Consider the following 14,705-nt stretch of genomic DNA (forward strand, 5'->3'; position numbering starts at 1 on the left):
TGTCCGGCCTCACATGATGATGTCTCCGTCAATGGTATTATTTCTTCATCGGCGCTCGAGGTGAGCTCTCTTTCGGCAGACCCTTGTCTGCAAACCTCACATCCGGCGGGACCAGCATCCCAACCACTGTCCCGCATTCGGGACCGGAGAACTCCAAAAGAACGGCACCACTCTGTGAAAACGGCATCTATTGTGCCACGCCGGACAACGGCGACGTTCCCTCGGTCACCAAGCCGCCATGCCGTCGCAAAGCAGCCTGATCTCATTAGCTGTCAGGCGGCGGGTCCCAAGGTCGCTCCGTGTGGGACCACTCCATCAGTGGCGAACCGCCAAAGGGCAATCAGCAGCTTTCGGGCAAGCGCAACGATCATCACCTTACGCACACGCCGGCCGGTCTGGCCTGTTCGCTCCCGGAACCAGGTAACCTGCGCGGCACCGGGCTGGTAGCGTAGCCAGAGCCACGCCAGTTCGACCATCGTCGTTCTAAGCCGCCTGTTTCCGGCTTTCCCGATCCCTTGCTCACGCTCTACTCCACCGCTGTTGTAGGGCGTCGCCGTAAGACCAGCATACGATCCCAACGCCTTGCCATTGGCGAAGTGGCGCACGAAAGCCTCGCGAACCAGCACGGTGGCGCTCTGCACCCCGATACCGCGTAACCGGCAAAGCTGCTGGATCATTTTTCCGGCCTCATCCGCAGCGGGTTCCTTAACCACGGCATCACGCTCCCGTTCCAGCTGAGCGATCTGGGTGAGCACGAGCTCGAGCCTGCTCAATAGCCGGTCAATCTTTGCAAATGCGTTCGGCGGCAGCGGCTCACCGAGCCCGGTGCGCAAATCCATCAATCGATGCCGGCGACTCTGGAGGAGCGGATTGTAACCCTCGACGCCTAATGTCGCCAGTACGGCGCCGATCCGGTTGGTCAGGCTGATCCGCTCGGAGATCAACTCCGTTCGCTCGCGGATGCATCGCCGTGCATCCTCGTCGGCTTCGTCCGGGATTGGCACCATGGAACAGACCCGCGGTTCTCCGCAAAGCCACGCCATCAGAGTGCGGAGAAGCAACTCGGCATCTATACCATCGGATTTGGCGCGGCGCATGCGGCGATCAACTGGAACACTCGAAGGCTGGACAACGTGGACCTCCACGCCCTTCGCGATCAACCATCGCGCCAGCCAGAATCCGGACCATCCAGCTTCATAAATCGCGATCACACGATCGACTCGAGAGCCAGCGGCGGCGGCACGGGTCCGATACCCATCGATTGCCGTTTCAAGGGCCAGCTTATCAGGTGCGATCATAGTTCTGGTCTTAGATTGCGGCAGACCAGGCACTTGTGCCGCCAGGACCCAAGACTTGCTGCTCAACTCGATCGCAAGGACAAGCGTGCGGTCGTATTGAACAGATTTCGGCGTATTGAGTGAGTACGACATGACCAGTTCTCCTATCATTGGCATGGCGCAGCCTATCCGCTCTGCGCCACTAATCATGGGATCTGTTCGCGCGGCACACGCGACCGCTTGCTCTGATAGTTTCCGCAGGCCAAGTCCCATACGGGTCTTTCGGACAAGCTTGTGTCCCTGACATTAGGCTTGGTGTTTTGGCTGGCGCGCTGACTGTGCTCCATCATCTCAAAGGTCTTGCTGTCTCGGTCCCTCTTATCATCAGATCAGGCCGTGTGCGGCCGGGCTTTGATGATGTGACCGCTCTCCTTTGTAGATCGTTGGAGACCCACCTTGGCACAATGGTGCCGTCGGGGGGCTGTCACATCATCAAAGCCACTCTACGATACACCGCGCTTGACACTTCTCTATCCTCACCACGACGGTCTTCCGGGTGTTGAGGGGCGTCAGGCCCAGCACTCCATTGGCGGTGGCTGCATTCGGCTTGATACGATGAGCTTCAATGCCGCAAGCGGCAAGGATGCCGTTGTTCGACTGCGCAGTTTCCTACTTGGCCATGAAACGCAAGAACGCGTTCGAAACGTGGCGGCATCTGAGGAGTGCAGATTCTCAGAACGGGATACAAACCGGGATACATATGTTATCACTTGACCACATATCCTTGATATTTTACTTTTTAATTACGCAATAACATATACTTAGCATGACACCCCTGCCATCGGCTTCCTGACATAGCTAAACAAGAAGCTTATACCTCAGAGAGGCTCCAAAGCGCCCCAGTTGGTTTGAGCATCCCCCCGAAGCACCCGTTATCGCGTTATACGTGTGTGGCGGGTTGCCCCTAGACACCCGCCAAAAGTGTTCCGAACTGCCTTTCAATTTTGTTAAGCACGCCGGCAGCCAGCCCTGCGGGCTCTGAGGCTATGTCACCCCAACACAGCATGAACAGCCCGCAGCGTCGCTGCCACCACCTGATCAGCTTCCGCTCGGCTGAGGCAGAACGGTGGCGCAAAACCCAGGATGTCACCCTGCGGCATCGCGCGGGCGATGACCTTGTCCTGTTCCAGCAGCGTGGCCGAGATCTGCGGCCCGATCTTGTCAGCGGCATCAAAGAAGGTGCGGCTGGCCTTGTCCTTCACAAACTCCACGGCACAGAGCATCCCGGTCCCGCGCACCTCGCCCACGTTGGCATGGCCCGACAGCGCCTCAGCCATTGTGGCGTTCAGATAGCCCCCCACCTCGCCAGCGTTCTGTACCAGATTCAGATCGTCGATCAGCTTGAGGTTGGCGACGCCGGCAGCGGCCCCTATGGGGTGCGCCGAATAGGTCCAGCCGTGGCCGATCGGGCCGTTTTCGTCTGTACCCTGTTCCAGCACCTTCCAGACCTTGTCCGAAACTATAGACCCCGACAACGGCGCATAAGCCGAGGTGAGACCCTTGGCGATAGTGATGATGTCCGCCTCGATCCCGTAGTGATCCGAGCCGAACATGCTGCCCAGACGCCCGAAACCAGTGACGACCTCATCCGCAACCAGCAGGATGTCGTGCTTCTTCAGTACCGCCTGGATCGCCTGCCAGTAGCCTGCGGGCGGCGGCACGATGCCGCCAGTGCCCAAGACCGGCTCGCCGATGAAGGCAGCGATCGTGTCGGCACCCTCGCGCTCGATCAGCGCGTCCAGCTCAGCCGCGCAATGGGCGACGAACTGCTCTTCGGTCTGATCAAGGTTGTCGCGGCGGTAGTAATAGGGGGCTTCGGTGTGAATCACCTGCTCCACGGGCAGATCGAACTTCTTGTGGAACAGCTCCAGCCCGGTCAAGGAGCCGGTGACCAGCCCCGAACCGTGGTAGCCGCGCCAGCGGGAGATGATCTTCTTTTTCTCCGGACGGCCCAGGATGTTGTTGTAATACCAGATCAGCTTGACGTTTGTTTCATTCGCGTCCGAACCGCCGAGGCCGAAATAGACCTTGGACATGTTCTGCGGTGCGCGATCCAAAATCATCTTGGCCAATGTGATCGAAGCTTCGGTGCCATGGCCCACATAGGAATGGTAATAGGCCAGTTCCTTGGCCTGTTCGCCGATGGCTTCGGCAATCTCCTGACGGCCATAGCCAACGTTTACGCAGTAGAGGCCGGCAAAGGCATCCAGCAGTTTGTTGCCGTCGCGGTCCTCGATGAACACGCCGGAGGCGGTCTTGATCACCCGGTTCGGGCTTTCGCCGCGGGCGTGCTGGGCCAGATGGGTCGAGGGATGGAAAAAGTTCTTGCGGTCCCACTGGTCGAGTTGGTCGTTCTTCAGCATCTAACTTCCTTTCTCTTCCGCGTGAGGGTCAGGCCCAGTCGCGGCAAACGTATTTAATCTCTGTAAACTCTTCCATGCCGAGGCGCGCGCCTTCGCGGCCCAGGCCGGACTGTTTGGTGCCGCCAAACGGGATCGGCGCGCCGGTCACCTTGGTGCGGTTCACCGCCACCATGCCGTATTGCAAGGCGCGGCTCAGCCGGTAGATCCGCCGCGGGTCGTGGCTGTGGACATAGGCCACCAGCCCGTATTCGCTGTCATTGGCCCGCGCCACCACCTCCTCTTCGGTTTCGAAAGGGATGATGGGGGCAACGGGGCCGAATGTCTCCTCGGACATGATCAGCGCACCGGCCGGTACATCGGTCAGAACAGTCGGCTCAAAAAACAGCGGCCCAAGGGAGTGCCGTTTGCCGCCGCAGGCCAATTTCGCACCCTTTGCCAGCGCGTCAGCCACGTGTTCCTCCTGCTTCTGCACCGCCCTTTCGTTCATCAGCGGGCCCAGGTCGCAATCGTCCATGCCCTTGCCTATGGTCAGCGCCTTGGCAGCCTCGGTGAACTTCGCGCAAAACTCAGCATAAACGGGCCGCTCCACAAAGATCCGATTGGCGCCCAGGCAATCCTGGCCGGAGGTGGCGAATTTTGCCTTGATTGTCTCAGCGACCGCTTTGTCCAGATCGCAGCCCTTAAAGACGACAACCGGCGCGTGGCCGCCCAGTTCCATCACCAGCCGTTTCACCGTGCCGGCGGACTGGCGGTACAACAACTTGCCGATATTGGTGGACCCGGTGAAGGACAGCGCCCGCACCCGGGTGTCGCGTGTCCAGGGTTCCACCACCGTGGACGCCTTGCCGGTCACCACGTTGAACACGCCGGCCGGGATGCCAGCGCGCTCTGCCAGCTCCGCCAGCGCCAGCGCGCTGAACGGCGTTTCGCCCGAGGGATGCGCCACCACGGTGCAGCCTGCTGCCAGTGCGGCGGCTGCCTTGCGGGTGAGCATGGCCGAGGGGAAGTTCCACGGCGTGATCAGCGCTGCCACCCCCACCGGTTCGCGCCACAGCTCCACCTCGGCGTCCGGCAGGTGGCTGGTCACGCCTTCGATATTTGGGCGCTTGGCCTCCTCGGCATAGAACTCTACAAAGGCCGCACCGTAATCGATCTCGCCGCGGGCTTCGGAAAGAGGTTTACCCTGTTCCAGCACCATGATGCGGGCGAGGTCTTCCTTGTGTTCCAGCTGCAGCTCAAACCAGCGCCGTAGAATCGCGGCGCGCTGTTGCGGCAACAGGCCGGCCCAGGCCGCAAACGCCGCCTGAGCCGCATCCACGGCCGCAAAGGATTCCTCTGCCGACAGGCTCGCCACGTGACCCAGCTCAGCACCGTCCGCCGGATCACTGACCGGGAAGGTCTCACCGGTTCCAGCGCCTTGCCACTTGCCGTTAACGTAGGAAAACGAGCGCACCAAGGCCTTGTCGGCTATGTCCGCACGGGCAGAGAGAGCGGTCTCTGTCATGATGTCCCTCCTTATGTCTTGCAGAGGAGACTGCCGGATCGAAGCAGATGAAGTGACCAAAGTTGGCGGCATCAGCAGAGGATTCATCTGCCGCGAGGGTGCCCTTCGCGCGAACAGCGCCGCAGGCGCTGCAGGTCCGCCCGCAAGGGCTGATCATCGCACCCGGTTCAGCCCTGTCCGAGCAGGATATCAAGCGGAGGCGCCCCGCCCCCTTTGACCGGCTTGGTCACGATATAGGTAAAGTAGCGGCTCAGGCCGATGCGGGCGTCCAGCATCTCGTCAAGCAGCCGCTGATAGGCATCTATGTCACTGGTAACGATCTGCAGCAGGTAATCAAATCCGCCCCCCAGCGCCCAGCAAGCGGTGACCTCATCATAGCGCTGCATCGCCGTCTCAAACGCGCGGAAGCTGGCGGCGGTGTGATCTGCGATCTCCGCTGCAACAAACACCGTCACATGCGGTGCCAGTTTCTTGAGGTTGATGCGGGCGCCGTACCCTTCGATCAGCCCGGCCTGCTCCAGCTTCTTCAGCCGGTCCCAGCAGGGGGTCGCTGACAGGCCGATCCGTTCGGCCAGCGCGGCCTTGGTGATGCGGCCCTCGGTTGAGAGCACCCGCAGAATATCAAGGTCGCGCTGATCCAGTTGCATGTGATCCGCCCTATCAGGCCCCGGCGACGCCGACAACAGCCACGCAGTCGCCGGATTTGATCAACCCGGGAAAGTGGCGGCTGATCATCAGGCCCGCGCGGCGGGCACGGTATTCCACCGGCGGCTGCCCGGAGCGGTCCAGCGGCCAGACCCGGGCGATCAGATCGCCCTTGGCCACCACCCCGCCCAGATCGACCATCGCCTCGTAAAGACCGTCGCCCTCGCTGAACAGGAAACAATCGCCATCCGGCATCGACAGGTTCACAGTTTTATCCAGCTGCATCTCGCCCTGCAGGATGCCGGCATGGATCAGTACGTTGCGCAGACCCTTCTTGGCGATCGCATTGCTGCGCGCTGTCGAAGACCCGCCGCCGCCCAGCTCGGTAGTGACCAGCACCTTGCCCATCTCCTCGACCGCGGTGTCATACATGCCCGCACTGTCGATTTCCAAGAGTTGCACCGAATAGGGCGCGTTGAACGCCTTCATCGCGGCAAAGCAGGCCTCCTGTGTCGCCTTATCCTCCAGGATATGCGCGGCTGCAAAGGGCACGAAATCCAAAGTCTTGCCGCCCGAATGAAAATCCACCGCAATATCTGCCATAGGCAACAGCGTGCGCTGGAAGAAGTCGGCGATCTTTTCGGTCACGGTGCCGTCAGGGCGGCCTGGAAACGACCGGTTCATGTTGCCCTTGTCGATGGGCGAGGTGCGGCTGCCTGCTCGGAACGCCGGGTAGTTGAAGGCCGGCACGATGATCAGCCTGCCGGACACATCCTCTGCCTTTGTAGCGGCGGCCAGCTCATGCAGGGCAATCGGGCCTTCGTACTCATCCCCGTGGTTGGCGCCGGTCAAGAGCGCAGTCGGCCCGTCGCCGTTCTTGATCACCGTCAGCGGGATCATCACCGAGCCCCAAGCCGAGTCGTCGCGGCTGTAGGGCAGCTTAAGAAAGCCGTGATGCACCCCGTCCTGATCCAGCGGAATCGTGGGGGAAATCGGATTTGGCTTCATGGCTCAGTCCTTCACCAGCATTTTGCGCGGCACGTTTGACAAGCATTCCGGCCCGTTTGCGCCGATGCGTATGCTTTCAGTGATCTCGAAACCCCAGTCTTCCATCCAGAGACCGGTCATGAAGTGGAAGGTCATGTTTTCCTGCAGCACGGTCGTGTCGCCCGGCCGCAGCGACATGGTGCGCTCCCCCCAATCCGGCGGGTAGCTGACTCCGATCGGATAACCGGTGCGGTTGTCCTTTTCGATACCGTAAGTTTTCAGAACCTTGAAAAACGCCTTGGCGATATCTTCGCAGGTGTTGCCGGCCTTGGCCATTTCAAGCCCCGCTTCCATGCCCTCCAGCACCGCCTGTTCGGCATCCAGGAAGGTCTGCGTCGGTTTGCCCAGGAACACGGTGCGTGACAGCGGGCAGTGATAGCGGTGCACAACGCCGGCGATTTCAAAGAAGGTGCCCTCGCCGGGTTTCATCGGCTGGTCGTCCCAGGTCAGATGCGGCGCGGCAGCGTCAGAGCCTGACGGCAGCAGCGGCACAATCGCCGGATAGTCGCCGCCGATGCCCAGACTCTTGTCATAGCGCAGAGCGGCGTTATAGATCTCCGCCACCAGATCGCATTTGCGCATCCCCGGCTCGACCTTCTCGAAAATCCGCCGGTGCATCCGCTCCACGATCTTGCCCGCCTGCCGCATGTAAGTGAGCTCGGCTTCGGATTTCACCGCCCTCTGCCAGTTCACAAGCGCGTTGGAGTCGGCAAAGCGCGCATTGGGAAGGTGCTTTTGCAGCGATGCAAAAGCCGCGGCGGTGAAATAGTAATTGTCCATTTCAACACCGATGGCACCGCCGTCCAGCCCGCGGTCCTTCAGCTGCGCCGACAGGTAGTCCATCGGGTGGCGCTCGGTCGATTGCACATAGTGGTCCGGGTAGCCGATGATACTGACGGGGGCCATGTAGCAGGTGAGCAAGGCACCGTTGGCATCCTGGCCGCGGCCGTACCAGATCGGCTCACCCTCCAGGCCAATGATAACGCATTGATGCACATAGAAGGACCAGCCGTCATAGCCAGTCAGCCAGTTCATGTTAGAGGGATCGGTGACGATCAATAGATCAAGCCCGCGGCGGACCATCTCGGTGCGGGTCTTGTCGAGGCGCTCTTGGTATTCAGCGCGGGAGAAATACAGCTTGGGGTTTGCCATATGCGTGGGTCCTAGTTGATCAGCTGGTGAATGTTGGGGCAGCGCCCGCCGCGTCTGTCCGCGCATAGACGCCCTGCACTTCGGTTCTTGCTTCTGCAACGCTATAGCGCCAAGTGGCGGCCTGTGCGGCGCCGCCCGTCAGCCCAATCCCCGCTGCCGTTAGTGCAGCGGAGGTAACTTTGACAGTCTGAGCCATGTTTTCCTCCCAAGTCCCGCAGGTGCCTGAGCACCGTTTCGTCAGGCCTGAAAGGGATTGTACCGCATGTCAATTTTTTTATTGTCACAGGACAATCAGTACATAAGGGGTGAAATCCCCTCAGGCAGGCGTCCCAGCATGCCGGCAATCAGCTCCAACACCTGCGTGAATCGATCCAGATCCTGAATACTGCCGAGCGACAGACGCACCGCATTCGGCGGCGGTGTCTTCGGGGTCAGGAACGGCGGGTCCGGTGCCACCGCGACTTTCAGCTCACGCGCGTAAGACACGAAACTGCCGGTGCTCCAGCCCATGGGCAGCGGCAGCGGCAGCGGCAGCCATAGATGCAATGCCGAAGGGTGGCCCTGCCAGTGCCAGTCTTTCAGCACCTCTGCCGCGATAGCTTAGCGCTTCGCCAGCGCGCTCCGCTGCCACTGCGCCAGCTCCAGCGCAGTGCCGTCCTGCACCCAGCGGGTGGCTGGTTCGCACATCAGCGGCGTCGCCATCCAACCGAACACGACAATCCGCCCGGTCAATGCCGGCAGCAGATGCTCCGGCGCCACCATGTAGCCTGCGCGCAGCCCCGACACGGTGCATTTGGTAAACGTCGTCAAATAGATCGACCGCTCCGGGGCAAGAACGGCAACCGGCACCGGGCGACCCTCGGCAACCGGACAAAGGCATCGTTTCTGATGATGTGCAGATCATGTTTGCGGGCGATCCCCACCAGCGCACGGCGGCGATCTTCAGGCATCATTCCCGCCGTCGCGCTAGCCAGAGACGGAAGCAAAAACAGAACCTTGGGGTTGCCACCCAGACAAACCCGATCAAGTGCATCCCGAAGGATACCATCCGCATCCACATCAACCCCTGCTAGGTTCAAGCCCAGATAGGAACACCCCGAAACCAGCAAATGGTGAGTGACCTTGTCTGACACCACGGTGTCGCCAGGCCGGGTCAGCGCCGATAGTGCAGCTTACATGCCGTGACTGACCGCATTGGTCATGATGATCCGCTCCGGCGGCACCTCCACACCGCAATGCAGCAGCCACCGCACTCCGGCGGCCCGGCGGGCGTCATGACCGATGTTCGGGCGGCAGGACAGATAGTAGCTCGAATCCAATTCCTCCGGCAGGTCCCTCGGCGCTTGCTCGAACCGCTCTGCGTGCTGCTGCGAGAATGCCGGACGTGAAATCGACAAGCAAATCCGCCGCCCCGATCAGAACTCAGCAGAAACGGCTGATCATTGGGCTTGTCAGGATCCAGAACGTAGCTGCCCCGGCCGACTTGGCCGTCAATAAGCTTTTGCCGCCGCAAACTTTCATATGGCTTGCTGGCAGTGTGGACACTCAGCCCGAGATCATCGGCCATTTTGCGGTGGGTCGGCAACTGCGCCCCCTGCTCCAGCTTGCCGTCTGAGATTGCCCGTGCGATGGCCAGCGCAAGGCTCGCATGCAGGGGGGAGATCAAGGTAAAGGGGTCAGGACCCCAAATTGTCATGCAACATTTTGGAATTCTCAGCAGCAGTTTCGCAATACAATTTCCGCCACGCTGATTTCCAAAATCTCAGCAATCACCCAACTTTCGGCTTTACCGGACATCGGTCCGCCTGAGCAGCGCAGCCAGGGCGGCTCACCGGCCAAAACAATCCGCTATGCGTAAGTGTTGCATCTAACCAACTTAACGAAACAATCGTCGCCGCGCATGGCTCCGACGGTATTGAGGACTAAACTGATAACCGGAAAAGCATGTTGCGGCCGACAGTCAGGAAAAATACTTGTCAGGAAATTGTTCAGCGCGCGAAGTACAACCCTGTCTCGCAATGTGGGGATCGACACCTGTCTTGGTGCGCACTCAGCATTTTTCAGATTTAGCTTCTGTCGATACGGAAAGATCTTGCAGGTGCCGGAAAGAGCACGCCGCGCAATTAGATGCACGTCTTCATCACAAGACTGCAACAAGCGCTCATAGCTTGTTCCGTCCACTCCACGTGCAACATCTTCTTTCAGGTGCAGGTCCACGATTTCTTGGAGGCTACGCCCCGAGAAATGCGCGGCGAAACGGTCAGCAGAACTCTTACTCATAATTTCGGTTTCGAAACATCTGCGAAGTCGATGCCTTACCCGCCTAAAACGAAGGGCACAGTTGCGAAGATTACCAGTAGAACTCGCGAAAGCGCCCAATCGAGTGCGTAGGAGCGGCGCCGCCACCAGCCCATGCACTAAATCGCTCCGCGATATGGGCGCCTGTGGCTGGCGTTGTGGGAAACCGGGATTTTTTTCGCGTTTTTTGGTGTTGGGTGTGTGCTGTCAGGCGAGGTGATTTTGCCTCGGTTGACAGAGGGGTTTCCCATGACCGTTCAGCAGTCTACACCGATGGCACGCCTTCGGGCCCGGATGATTACCGATATACCGGCGCGCAATCTGGGACCGGCTTCTCAAACCAGCCACTTGCGGGCCTGCAAGCGGTTTGCAGCCTGGCTCGGACGGTCCCCCGAGACCGCGGCACCCGACGATGTGCGGGACTTCCAGCGGCATCTGATGGAAAGCGGGACGAGTATCTGCACCCGCAACCAGACCATGACCGGGGTGAAGTTTCTGTTCCGGGTGACGCTGCGCCGCCATGACCTGGCCGCGGAGGTTTTTAGCCTCAAGGAGCCGGTGAAGGTGCCGCTGGTGCTGAGCGGCAACGAGGTCACGCGCATCCTGGTCATGGCACCAAGCTTGAAGGCGCGTGTGATGCCATCGCTGGCCTATGGCTGCGGCCTGCGTGCGGGCGAGGTCGTCCGGCTGAAGGTTGACGACATTGACGGCGCCCAAAACATCATCCACATCGTGCAATCCAAGGGCCGCAAAGATCGCAACGTGATGCTTCCCGCCGGCATTCTGGGACTATTGCGGGATTGGTGGAAAGAACGTCCCGCCGGTCAGGACCCCGGCGTGCCCGGGCCTGATCGGGTCATTGTCCCCGGCTATCGCGGCAAGCACCTGTCTGCCCGTCAGTTCTCGCGTCTGTTCAAGCAGGCCGCGCGAGCCGCGGGCATCACCAAGCCTGTGACGCTGCACAGCATCTGTGTGAGCCAGGCATGAGTGTCGACGGCGTTCATCTTGCAGGTTTCAATCATCGACGCGAGGAATGCCCATTTCCGGGCACCGGCGCCATGCCCGGCAAACAGAGCGTTCTTCCTGTTCAAAGCGAACGGTCGGATTGTCCGCTCGCACCACTGCCCGGCAGGCGATTGCGCGGCAATCTGCCGGGAGGGGGAATTGGAGTCCAGTTCCACGCGACCGTCGTCGCGGAACCCGGTCAGACCTGCCCAGAATCTGAAGATGAAGTTCAGGACATCGCCGATGGGGGATTTGGAGAAGACACAAATGCGGTTTTCCTTGCGCCAGTTCGCCATTTGCCCGATCAGCGGTTTTGAGCGCTCCTGGCGCGCCGCTTTTCGATCCTCCTGACATTGGCCCCGGATGTCCTTTTCGATGCACTAGAGAGCCTGGATCTGGATCAGACCATCGACCGCAATCGGGGTGGCTTTGCCGGATTTGGCGACCTCGAAAAGTTTGCGCCGGGCGTGTGCCCAGCAGTAGGCCAGTCGGATCGTGTCCCCCTGACGCTTGAGCAGGCGGTTATAACCCGCGTATCCGTCCACTTGCAGGGTGCCGGTGAAGCCTTTCAGAATGTCTTCCACGTATTGGCCGGACCGCCCCGTCGCATGGGTGAAGGCCACACCCCGGGGGGGGGCCCCTGCCCCATGGCCGGTCATCGCGTGCAAGCGCCCAGAAGTAGCCGGTTTTGGTCTTCTTGCGACCGGGATCGAGCACCGGGGCAACCGTTTCATCCATGAACAGCTTGCCCGAGCGTTTCAGGTCAGCCATCAGCGCATTAAAAACGGGACGTAGCTCAAAGCCTGCGCGACCCACCCAGGCTGCCAATGTGGAGGGATCCAGATCGATGCCCTGACGGCTGTAGATTTGCGCCTGGCGGTACAATGGCAGGTGATCGGTGTTCATTCCGGGCTTACACCGCCCACCGGGCCGACGGTCCCCTCCGAACTTGCTGACGATCAAATGCACTGCCCGGTATCCCCAAACACCTTCGAACAGAGCGCCGAACTGCGCCTTTGTCATAGACAATGGTGCCTTTACTTAGCTTCGGCCAAACGAACCCCGCTCCTTCAATGCGCTTGTAGACCAGAACAAGACCAGTCCCATCCCAGATCAGGATCTTCATCTTGTCTCGGCCCTCCGACCTGAAGACGAAGAAAGCCCCAGAGGAAACTCGATAGTCATGCTTCCACAGAGATTACGGCCAAGTCCACTTTGACTTCCGGAAGGCGCAAGCATCTCGGCAACGGGTGCGCTGCCCTCTACACTCACTGCAGCAAACGCAGGGCCTTCCACGTGAATTTTCTCTCCGCGACGTCGCCGATCGGCAACCGACCATTTGCGGACAAGGCATTCGTGCGTTCCAAGCCCCGCTGCGATATCTCCGGGTGACTGGCCTTCTTCCCGAATGCGTCGTGTGGCTTCCCATTTCAACTCGTTGTGCCAGATGTTCTTCCCAGACGCCGGCTTGCGAATTTTGAACCCCCAGACCTGGTCGCCGACATGCGGACCTCCTGCTAGTTGCCGGGGCCTGAATACCATTCACAGTGCAAGCAGGTTTAGGGGGTGTTTAGGGGGGCAGATGCAACACTTACCGCTATGCGCAGCCTCGGAAATCACCAAGTCCTCCCGCGGTTTCGCAATGGGCAAATTCGGCTGCCCCTTGATGCAATGGCCCGCACCCCCGCCCCAGTCAGAGCACACTTGCAGACCCGAAAGGCTGGACATCGGCAATACGGGCACGGGCCGGTCATCCCAGTTTCAGCACTTGCTCGATTACATATGCGGTTTGTGCGTCAGTCTGAGCAGGCCCAATCGGCAGGCTGATCACTTCCGCAGCCAGCGCTTCGGAAACAGGGAACGCTCCCTTGGTATAGCCAAGCCCGGCATAGGCGTTCTGCAGATGCGGCGGTTTGGGGTAGTGGATGACGGTGCCGACCCCAGCCCCTTCCAGCCGGGCACGGAAAGCATCCCGGTCCGGATGGCGCACAACAAAGAGATGCCAGACCGGGTTCGCCCATTTCGGCACCACCGGCAGCACCAGGCCGGATGCGGACAGCGCGTCCAGATAACGGGCGGCAATTGCTTGGCGGCGGGCATTCCAGGCATCGAGCACTTGCAGTTTCACCTGCAGTGCAGCCGCCTGGATCGGGTCCAGGCGGCTGTTCTGACCAGACAATTCATGCTCGTATTTAACCGCCGAGCCATAGTTCCGCAGCATCGAGACCCGCGCCGCCAGCTCCGGCGAGGTGCTGGTGAATCCGCCGCCATCGCCCAATGCACCCAGATTCTTACCCGGGTAAAAGCTCCAGCAAGCAGCCTCGCCAAAGCTGCCGATCCGCTTGCCTTTGTATATGGCACCATGCGCTTGGGCAGCGTCTTCCAGCAGGTGCAACCCGTGCTGCCCGGCCAGTTCTATCAGCGGATCCATGTCAGCAGGCTGGCCATATAGGTGGACCGGAATGATGGCCTTGGTGCGGGGCGTTATGGCGGCGGCCACCGCATCCGGGTCGACATTGTGGGTGGCCTCCAGCGGCTCCACCGGAACGATGGTTGCACCGCAATAGCTGACTGCCAGCCAGGTTGCGATATAGGTATTTGCGGGCACGATGACCTCGTCTCCCGGACCGATTTCCATTGCCTTCAACGCCAGGATCAGCGCGTCCAGCCCATTGCCAGTGCCTAGGCAGTGAGGAGCACCGGTGTAGCGGGCGAATCCGGCCTCAAACGCTTCAACCTCAGGACCCAGGATGAAATGCCCGGACCGCGCAACCCGCAGCACAGCTGCCTCCAGCCGGTCCTGAATTTCGGCATGGGCGCCGACGATATCAAGGAACGGAACCCTCATGCAGCACCTGCTGCAGCTTTGAATTGATCATAATCGCGGATGTAGTCCGCTTCGTCATAAACTTCGGATGTCAGCACCATGCAGACCGCCCCCGAAGAGAAGTTGTCCAGATAGCGCCACATCATCGGGCAGACATACAGCCCATAATAGGAGCGGTTCAGATGGAAACGCTTGGTCGCGAAGCCGTCATCCAGCAGGATATCGAAGCTGCCCGACATGCAGATAATAAACTGATGCAGCGCCTTGTGCGCGTGCTCGCCCCTGTCAGCCCCGCCCGGCACATCGTAGAGATAGTACACCCGCTTGATATCAAAGGGAATATGGTTGCCGCCTTCGACAAAAGTCAGGTTGCCCCGCACGTCTGTTATCTTGGGCAAGTCAATGATTTTGCAGTCAGTCAGAGGCACGGAAACCGCCTTCGCATTTGAATGTCCCTTGTGTATATGCATATCTGAACCGGACCAGCAAGCAGCGCCGGCCGCCAGGGCCGCCTCAATCAAGGACAA

General features: G+C 60.2%; 15 protein-coding genes and 2 pseudogenes. 1 reads left to right on the forward strand and 16 read right to left on the reverse strand.

The annotated features are described in order from the left end of the window. Positions 1-272 precede the first annotated feature (272 nt). From AC0KW6_RS14490 to AC0KW6_RS14545, 12 genes and pseudogenes are all read right to left on the reverse strand, one after another. On the reverse strand, positions 273-1,430 hold the full coding sequence (locus AC0KW6_RS14490) for an IS110 family RNA-guided transposase (RefSeq protein WP_474035269.1): 1,158 nt from the start codon (positions 1,428-1,430) through the stop codon (positions 273-275). A gap of 896 nt (positions 1,431-2,326) precedes the next feature. Beyond that, positions 2,327-3,700: an aminotransferase gene (locus AC0KW6_RS14495; RefSeq protein WP_474035270.1), complete on the reverse strand. Its 1,374-nt coding sequence runs from the start codon at positions 3,698-3,700 to the stop codon at positions 2,327-2,329. 28 nt (positions 3,701-3,728) lie between these two features. Next, positions 3,729-5,204, reverse strand: a complete 1,476-nt coding sequence (locus AC0KW6_RS14500) for an NAD-dependent succinate-semialdehyde dehydrogenase (protein WP_474035271.1) — start codon at positions 5,202-5,204, stop codon at positions 3,729-3,731. A gap of 167 nt (positions 5,205-5,371) precedes the next feature. After that, positions 5,372-5,851, reverse strand: a complete 480-nt coding sequence (locus AC0KW6_RS14505) for an Lrp/AsnC family transcriptional regulator (RefSeq protein ID WP_323776796.1) — start codon at positions 5,849-5,851, stop codon at positions 5,372-5,374. Between the two features lie 13 nt (positions 5,852-5,864). Next, the gene (gene doeB / locus AC0KW6_RS14510) at positions 5,865-6,857 is read right to left on the reverse strand and encodes a N(2)-acetyl-L-2,4-diaminobutanoate deacetylase DoeB (RefSeq protein ID WP_323776795.1); all 993 of its coding nucleotides are present in this window, start codon (positions 6,855-6,857) and stop codon (positions 5,865-5,867) included. 3 nt (positions 6,858-6,860) lie between these two features. Next, a complete protein-coding gene (gene doeA, locus AC0KW6_RS14515) occupies positions 6,861-8,048 on the reverse strand; it encodes an ectoine hydrolase DoeA (protein WP_323776793.1) in 1,188 nt (395 codons plus the stop codon). 19 nt (positions 8,049-8,067) lie between these two features. Next, positions 8,068-8,244 (reverse strand): hypothetical protein, encoded by a 177-nt coding sequence (locus tag AC0KW6_RS14520; protein WP_323776791.1) that lies wholly within the window; start codon positions 8,242-8,244, stop codon positions 8,068-8,070. 95 nt (positions 8,245-8,339) lie between these two features. Continuing rightward, on the reverse strand, positions 8,340-8,633 hold the full coding sequence (locus AC0KW6_RS14525) for a hypothetical protein (RefSeq protein ID WP_474035272.1): 294 nt from the start codon (positions 8,631-8,633) through the stop codon (positions 8,340-8,342). Positions 8,634-8,648: 15 nt separating this feature from the next. Next, positions 8,649-8,897 (reverse strand): hypothetical protein, encoded by a 249-nt coding sequence (locus AC0KW6_RS14530; protein WP_474035273.1) that lies wholly within the window; start codon positions 8,895-8,897, stop codon positions 8,649-8,651. Between the two features lie 323 nt (positions 8,898-9,220). Then, entirely contained in the window at positions 9,221-9,367 is a 147-nt protein-coding gene (locus tag AC0KW6_RS14535) for a hypothetical protein (RefSeq protein WP_474035320.1), read from the reverse strand. 203 nt (positions 9,368-9,570) lie between these two features. Next, positions 9,571-9,744, reverse strand: a pseudogene (locus AC0KW6_RS14540) (PLP-dependent aminotransferase family protein); the annotation flags it as partial. A gap of 152 nt (positions 9,745-9,896) precedes the next feature. Next, positions 9,897-10,328 carry a hypothetical protein gene (locus AC0KW6_RS14545; RefSeq protein WP_474035274.1) on the reverse strand — a complete coding sequence of 144 codons (432 nt, stop codon included), beginning with the start codon at positions 10,326-10,328 and terminating at the stop codon, positions 9,897-9,899. 312 nt (positions 10,329-10,640) lie between these two features. Here AC0KW6_RS14545 and AC0KW6_RS14550 point away from each other — a divergent pair, with 312 nt between their 5' ends. Further along, positions 10,641-11,333, forward strand: a complete 693-nt coding sequence (locus AC0KW6_RS14550) for a tyrosine-type recombinase/integrase (RefSeq protein WP_474035315.1) — start codon at positions 10,641-10,643, stop codon at positions 11,331-11,333. Here AC0KW6_RS14550 and tnpC read toward each other — a convergent pair. The 4 genes and pseudogenes from tnpC to AC0KW6_RS14570 form a co-directional block, all read right to left on the reverse strand. After that, positions 11,243-12,317 (reverse strand): annotated as a pseudogene (gene tnpC, locus AC0KW6_RS14555) (IS66 family transposase); the annotation flags it as partial. The gene AC0KW6_RS14550 and the pseudogene tnpC overlap by 91 nt on opposite strands. Continuing rightward, positions 12,265-12,546 (reverse strand): IS66 family insertion sequence element accessory protein TnpB, encoded by a 282-nt coding sequence (gene tnpB / locus AC0KW6_RS14560; RefSeq protein ID WP_416361486.1) that lies wholly within the window; start codon positions 12,544-12,546, stop codon positions 12,265-12,267. The gene tnpB and the pseudogene tnpC, both read right to left, overlap by 53 nt. A gap of 555 nt (positions 12,547-13,101) precedes the next feature. After that, complete coding sequence (locus tag AC0KW6_RS14565) at positions 13,102-14,199, reverse strand: DegT/DnrJ/EryC1/StrS family aminotransferase (RefSeq protein ID WP_323776782.1); 1,098 nt, start codon at positions 14,197-14,199, stop codon at positions 13,102-13,104. Further along, a complete protein-coding gene (locus AC0KW6_RS14570; RefSeq protein ID WP_323776802.1) occupies positions 14,196-14,648 on the reverse strand; it encodes a sugar 3,4-ketoisomerase in 453 nt (150 codons plus the stop codon). The genes AC0KW6_RS14565 and AC0KW6_RS14570 overlap by 4 nt, the downstream gene beginning before the upstream one ends. Between the last annotated feature and the right edge of the window lie 57 nt (positions 14,649-14,705).

It is taken from the genome of Leisingera sp. SA215 (assembly GCF_055902035.1).